The organism is Candidatus Bandiella numerosa (assembly GCF_021811875.1).
Taxonomy (GTDB): domain Bacteria; phylum Pseudomonadota; class Alphaproteobacteria; order Rickettsiales; family Midichloriaceae; genus Aquirickettsia; species Aquirickettsia numerosa_A.
Genome location: NZ_JAJBJD010000050.1, coordinates 1 through 6,592, shown reverse-complemented (window position 1 = coordinate 6,592; position 6,592 = coordinate 1). Strand labels below are relative to the sequence as shown.

7 protein-coding genes, 1 other RNA gene and 1 pseudogene are annotated in these 6,592 nt (G+C 30.9%); 3 read left to right on the top strand and 6 right to left on the bottom strand.

Annotated features, from left to right (window positions below):
• Nucleotides 1-338: 338 nt before the first annotated feature.
• The 4 genes from L8D11_RS02730 to L8D11_RS02715 all read right to left on the bottom strand — a co-directional run bounded on the left by L8D11_RS02730 (nucleotide 339) and on the right by L8D11_RS02715 (nucleotide 4,231).
• A complete protein-coding gene (locus L8D11_RS02730; protein WP_236870144.1) occupies nucleotides 339-524 on the bottom strand; it encodes a hypothetical protein in 186 nt (61 codons plus the stop codon).
• Between the two features lie 91 nt (nucleotides 525-615).
• Complete coding sequence (hemC, locus tag L8D11_RS02725) at nucleotides 616-1,509, bottom strand: hydroxymethylbilane synthase (RefSeq protein ID WP_236870143.1); 894 nt, start codon at nucleotides 1,507-1,509, stop codon at nucleotides 616-618.
• Nucleotides 1,510-1,522: 13 nt separating this feature from the next.
• Nucleotides 1,523-3,190, bottom strand: a complete 1,668-nt coding sequence (locus tag L8D11_RS02720) for a ribonuclease J (protein ID WP_236870142.1) — start codon at nucleotides 3,188-3,190, stop codon at nucleotides 1,523-1,525.
• Nucleotides 3,191-4,231, bottom strand: coding sequence for a rod shape-determining protein (locus L8D11_RS02715; protein WP_236870141.1), 1,041 nt, complete (start codon nucleotides 4,229-4,231; stop codon nucleotides 3,191-3,193).
• Between the two features lie 141 nt (nucleotides 4,232-4,372).
• Here L8D11_RS02715 and rnpB point away from each other — a divergent pair.
• The 3 genes from rnpB (at nucleotide 4,373) to lptB (ending at nucleotide 5,927) form a co-directional block, all read left to right on the top strand.
• Nucleotides 4,373-4,728, top strand: an RNA gene (gene rnpB / locus L8D11_RS02710) — RNase P RNA component class A.
• Nucleotides 4,729-4,780: 52 nt separating this feature from the next.
• Nucleotides 4,781-5,215 carry an LptA/OstA family protein gene (locus L8D11_RS02705; RefSeq protein WP_236870140.1) on the top strand — a complete coding sequence of 145 codons (435 nt, stop codon included), beginning with the start codon at nucleotides 4,781-4,783 and terminating at the stop codon, nucleotides 5,213-5,215.
• 1 nt (nucleotide 5,216) lies between these two features.
• Complete coding sequence (gene lptB, locus L8D11_RS02700; RefSeq protein WP_236870139.1) at nucleotides 5,217-5,927, top strand: LPS export ABC transporter ATP-binding protein; 711 nt, start codon at nucleotides 5,217-5,219, stop codon at nucleotides 5,925-5,927.
• Between the two features lie 116 nt (nucleotides 5,928-6,043).
• Here lptB and L8D11_RS02695 read toward each other — a convergent pair whose 3' ends face one another.
• On the bottom strand, nucleotides 6,044-6,256 hold the full coding sequence (locus L8D11_RS02695) for a hypothetical protein (protein WP_236870138.1): 213 nt from the start codon (nucleotides 6,254-6,256) through the stop codon (nucleotides 6,044-6,046).
• A gap of 142 nt (nucleotides 6,257-6,398) precedes the next feature.
• A pseudogene (locus L8D11_RS02690) lies at nucleotides 6,399-6,592 on the bottom strand (hypothetical protein); the annotation flags it as partial.

The window sequence follows — 6,592 nt, the reverse complement described above, 5'->3', positions numbered from 1 at the left end:
ACTCCTGCTATTCGCACTAACTTACTCTTCTCTATACGTTCTTCTGCTTCTCTTACTAAAAATGACATTTTGCCTCCTCTTTCGTATGTACTTATCTTTTCATTCTATCATATATGTTTCTTTCTGCTTATTATGCAATGGTCTTAAGTAAAAAGATGCCATTGACACATGTTTTAGTGAGCTATTATTTTTACACCCCACAGGATATAATATAGATAGCTGTGCTAACTTAAATCAGGTAAAACTAGGTACACTCTTATTTTATATAATTCCCTGAATTAAAAAAAGCCCAATTTATTAATGAATAAATCAGGCTTTTTTAACTTTACGTAAAAGTATTATTTTTTAGTAGTGTCAGTAGCTTTTTTATTAGCATCAACATTTTCGTCACCTGCTTTAGTTGCATCACCATCTTGATCAACTAAGTCAGTAGACTGAATTTGTTTTGTTTGTGTAGCGTTAGCAGTTAAAACTGTTAATGCAAATAGCAATGTAAGACAAATTGAAATGTTTTTAAAGTTCATGTTTAAAACCTGTTATATTAAAAATTATATTGAAGGAAACTATCATAAAATCCTTGTTAAAGATAGCTTTTTTTAGTAAAAAATAATTTTTTTAATAAAAAATTATTTTTTTTATTTTTTCTGCTGATTTTTTCCCCAAAATACTTCCATCATTTAAATGACTTTCCTCAACTATATAAAATTGTGAGCTCCCATTTTCATTAAAATATCCTGATTTTAACACTAATTTATCGCCATATATACTGCAATAGGATGCAATTGGAGTTGAACAATCACCATTAAAAGATTTTAAAAATGCCCTTTCTGAATTAATCATTATTCTAGTTGGTTTATGATTCAGAGGTTTTAGCATTTTATTGATCTTATCATTCCCTTTTACATTTTGCACTCCTATAGCACCTTGAGCAATAGCTGGTAGTATTTCATCAATACTAAAATAATGATTTATAACTTCTTTTAGATTATTTCTTTTTAATCCTGCAGCTGCTAGTATTATTGATTCTACTTTACCGTCTTGTAATTTTTTTAATCTAGTATTGATATTACCTCTTAAATTTACAACTTCCAAATCAGGCCTCAATGCTAAAATTTGCCCTCTCCTTCTGTGTGATGAAGTGCCAATCGTTGCACCGCTTGGTAGGAAAAAGAAAGATTTATATTTGAGAGAGATAAATGCATCCCTTGGATCGCCACGTTTTAACAAACAATTAATTTCCAGATACTCATTTTGATTTGCAGGAACATCTTTCATAGAATGCACTGCAATATCAGCTTTGCCATCAATTAAAGCTTGCTCAATTTCCTTAAGAAATAACCCCTTACCACCTACTTTAGACAAATAATGCTCAAGCATGGTATCTCCCTGAGTTTGCAATTTTAGTAATTCAAATTTTATGTCACGATGGTGAAGCTGGAGTTCTTTAGCAACTAACAATGCTTGATTTATAGCAAGAGGACTGTTTCTAGTTGCTATTCTGATTAACATAACAAACCAAAATTTAGATAAAGAAGATGTTAATAGTAATTAATGGTGACTTATTTATCAATTTTTTAATATGTTTTTTGATTGATGATTCAACTAAATTCTTAACCTTGTGCTTATCTATAGTTGATATAGTAGCAAAAGTTTCCGATACATTAAGCTTTAGCGAATCCAAAATATCTTGGTCTAAATCGTCTTCTAATGCACCTGGAGCAGAAATAAAAATTTGGCTTATGCTTTTTTTAGCTTTATTTATTACTAAGGAAATAAATAAAGCTCCATTATTTCCCAACGTTTTTCTATTATTAATGATTATACTTTCTGAATTTAAAATCAAATTTCCATCTATGATGTAATGTCCTGCCTCTACCTTACCAATTTTTTTTGTTTCATTTGCATCAATGACAACAACATCACCATTTCTAACACTTATAGTGTGCTTAACGCCAGATTTTTTTGCTACTCTGCAATGTTCATTTATGTGAATTGCTTCCCCATGAACTGGTATGGCTACTTGTGGTTTAATAAGCTCAAACATTTTTTTCACTTCTATAGCAGAAGGATGACCAGATACATGAACAAATTCATTTGCCTCACTTAAAACATTTACGTTCATTTCAGCAAGTTTATTGAATAGGTTATATATTCTTTTTTCATTTCCTGGGATAATTTTAGATGAAAATATAACTACATCATTTTCCTTTAATGCAATTTGTGGATGAGTTTTATTAGCAATTTTATTGGTCACAGCTAGCACTTCACCCTGACATCCAGTACATATTACTACAACTTCATCTCTTTTAAATTTTTTAAAATGCCTCTCATCGTATATTATTGATTCTTGTAAATAACCGGCTTCTTTAGCTGCAGTATACATTTTCCATAATGATCTTCCTTGTAATATTATCTTTCTTTTAGCCTTTTTAGCTGCATTAACTAATGAAAGCAATCTTGCTATATTTGATGCAAAAGTAGTTACAACAATCATATTATTAGGATAGTCGCAGAGTAATTTTTCCAAATTTCGACCAAGCTCACCTTCTGAATCAGAATGCTTCTTATGAAAAATGTTTGTTGAGTCTCCAACTAAGGCTAAAATTCCACTTTTTCCAATATCAGATAAAATCTTTTCGTTAGTAACTTCGCCTACTACAGGCTCATTATCAAATTTCCAATCACCTGTGTGAAATATTTTTCCTTTATCTGTCTCTATAACCAATCCATTCATTTCTGGTATAGAGTGAGTTATTGGTACTAATGTTATTTTAAAGTCATTTAAATGAAATGATTTATTTGAGAAAGTCTCTACAAATTTCATTTTTTTAGTTAATCCATACTCCTTGCACTTGGATTTTACTATGAGGGATGTAAATTTAGTTGCATAAATTGGACATTCAATTTCGGACCATAAATATTGAATCGCTCCAATGTGATCTTCGTGAGCATGTGTTAATACTATACCTAAAATATCCCTTTTAATCTCTTTAATAATAAAGTTTATGTTGGGCACTATAATATCAACCCCTGGTAAATCTGGTTCTGCAAAACCTAATCCCAAATCAACAATGATCCACTTTCCATTATAGTGATACAAATTTAGGTTCATCCCTATTTCGCCAGAACCACCTAATGGAATAAAAATTAATTCTTTTTGTAATTTTTTAAAATTGATAGTTGAATTCATTTAATCTTGCTGAAATAATACGTGTCTAAAATGTGAAAAGTCTTCCAAAACTTTTCCAGTTCCTAGTACAACGCAGTTTAATGCCTCATCAGCCACTCGAACCTTCAAGCCTGTAGCTTCACTGATCACTGTGTCCATGTGTTTTAATAAGGCGCCACCACCAGTAAGTACTATACCATTATCGGCTATATCTGAAGATAATTCTGGTGGAGCTTGCTCTAAAACTAATTTTACCGAATCTATTATTTGCGATACAGGATCAGCAATACTATCAGCAACATTTGTTTCAGTTAATATAATTTCTCTTGGTATGCCTGTTGCTGCATCCCTTCCTTTAATTGATATACTTTTTTCATCCTTTGTACTCTTTTTTGCAGTTCCTATCTCTTTCTTAATCCTTTCAGCTGTTGAATCACCAATAAATAAATTATGACTTTTTCTTATGTATGATATTATTGCTTCATCCATGCTATCACCACCCACTCTAACGGACTGAGCACAAACTATACCACCTAGACATATAACCCCTACTTCAGTAGTACCACCACCTATATCTACAACCATTGATCCAGTTGCTTCTGTAACTGGTAAATTAGAGCCAATCGCCGCAGCCATAGGCTCAAATATTAAATAAACTTCTCTCGCCCCTGCACTTTCTACAGCATCTTGTATAGCTCTCCTTTCTACAGGAGTAGAGCCATATGGGACACAAACTATAATCCTAGGTCTTGCAAAAAAGCTTCTTTTTTTATGAACTGAGGTAATGAAATATTTTATCATCTCCTCTGCACCTTTAAACTCTGCAATAACCCCATCTTTTAAAGGTCTTATTGCTTTAATATCTGCAGGAGTTTTTCCTAACATTGCTTTTGCCTCATTTCCAAAAGCATATGGAATATAAGAACCCTTTTCATGTAGCAGAGCAACCACTGACGGCTCATTTAATACAATCCCTTGATTAGGAACATATACCAACGTGTTTGCTGTGCCAAGGTCAATAGCCATGTCAGATGAAAATAATCCTAGTAAGGATGAAAACATTTTATTATTAATTTTTATCTGTTGTTACATTCCCATTAAAAATTTAGGAATACATACTTCTATTCCAAAAAATACATTTTTGCAAACTTAATTATATATTTCTATGTAGATTTTTTAGTAAAATTGCTCTATTTTAACACAACAGGTAGCTAGATGGTTGCTATATTTATTAATATAGAGGAAAGTCTGGGCTTCATGGAATGATAGAGCTGGATAACTCCCAGCAAAGGTAACTTTAGGGAAAGTGCCACAGAAAATATACCGCCTAGCAATAGGTAAGGGTGAAATGGTAAGGTAAGAGCTTACCGATTCTTTAGTAATAAGGAATGCATGGTAAACCCCTCTAGAAGCAAGATCAAATAGTGCTTAATATTGCTATATTCCAAGCTAAGAGCACGGGTGGATTGCTAGAGTTTAATGGTAACATTAAATCGAGATGAATAACCATCGGGTGTATTTTGCACTTACAGAACCCAGCTTATAGGCTACCTGTACTTATAATTTATAAAAATAATGTTAAAATTAAATTTTCTTATATTGTTTTTTTTATTGAACCTGCATTCACATGCATTTGATTCAAGCATTGAAGATGTTTGTATTGAATCTGAAAATCTAGATATAGACATTACTACTAAAAAAGCAGAATTCTTTGATAATGTAATCGTTAAACAAGGTGATATTAAGATTTCAACAGATAAATTGGTTATTTTTTTTGAAAATAATGAGGTGAAAAAAATTGATTTTTTAAAAAATGTTAAATTTCAAATGCGTGACAAGCTAATTTTAGGTGATAAAGCTGAATATACAAAAAATGATAATACTTTAAAAATTATTGATAATGTTATACATAAAGGAGACAATGGTGAAATAAATGGAGATATTTTTACATATAACTTAAAAACTAAAGTATCAAAATTAAGTTCAAAAATGAAATTTGACGATAAAACTAAAGGGCGAATAAAAGCAAAATTTAAAATAAATTAAAATGTTAGTAGCTGAGAATTTATCTAAGACATATGCAAAGAAAAAGATTGTTAAAAATGTAACTATATCAGTTGAGAATTCAGAAATAGTTGGTTTGTTAGGTCCAAACGGTGCAGGCAAATCAACTTCATTTCATATGATTTCAGGTTTAATAAAACCAGATGTTGGTAAAATATTCTTCAATGGCATTGACATAACTAATTTGTCTTTGTCATACCGTGCAAAATTGGGAATTGCATATCTTCCGCAAGAAATATCTGTTTTTAGGGGTATGACCGTGCAAGAAAACATAATGGTTGCTCTGGAAATGATAGAAAAAAATAAGCTCAAAAGGGAGCAAAGATTAGAAGAATTACTTGCTCAATTCTCCATTGAACATTTACGATCCTCTTATGCAATATCTTTATCTGGAGGAGAAAGAAGGAAACTTGAGATAGCGAGATGTGTCGCGATAAATCCTAAATATATTTTACTCGATGAACCACTAGCAGGAATTGATCCAATTGCAATTGATAATTTAATGAATTTAATTAAGAGTTTAAAAAAGCAAAATATAGGAATATTGATTACAGACCACAACGTAAAAGAAGCATTAAATCTAATTGATAGAGCATATATTTTATATAATGGGAGTGTCATTGCGTGCGATTACAGCAAAAATATTGTTAAAAATAAACAGGTTCGCAGAATTTACCTTGGAAAAAATTTTTAACAGATGTACAATCCTGATTCAATATTTCATTGTTTGTGATTGATGCGAGTAGTTGATTTTAAGCCTTTAATTTTTCTACAACTGATATTAATGAGTTTAAGTTTTATTTTTCAAGTTTACGAAATAAACAGCCCATTATTTATGGTTGAGAAATTTGGATACAATGTTTTAACTTTTTCTTTATTAACTATCATATTCATTGTTATGGAATTAGTTATGCCAGTTCCATCATTTTTATTAGGTGGCTTTACGCTTGTCGTAAATTTAAGGCTTTGCAGTTTAATAGGTTTTAAAATGCCCGTATACATACTGATTTTGATTTTTTTCATTAAGGCTATTCAATTCATACTCATTGCTAAATCAAGTATTCATCAAATTTATAAATTAGGATTTCAAAATACTGATTATCACTTATACTGGCTTAGTATTTTTATAAGAATTTTATTGGGGAAGCATAAATATTAGATAGCGTTAAGCAACTTTTAGAATCAACTCATTGTCAATATTTGCTTCATAAAGATTCCACTCATTAGAGGACATAGTCGCTTTAATCTGCAAAACATTGTGTGCATTCTCTCGGGTCCACTGCATTTTTTGTTTTCGCTTGAATCTAGTATTTATTTGAGACTCTACTATAGTCTCTGCAATACTGCTTGTATATGGTA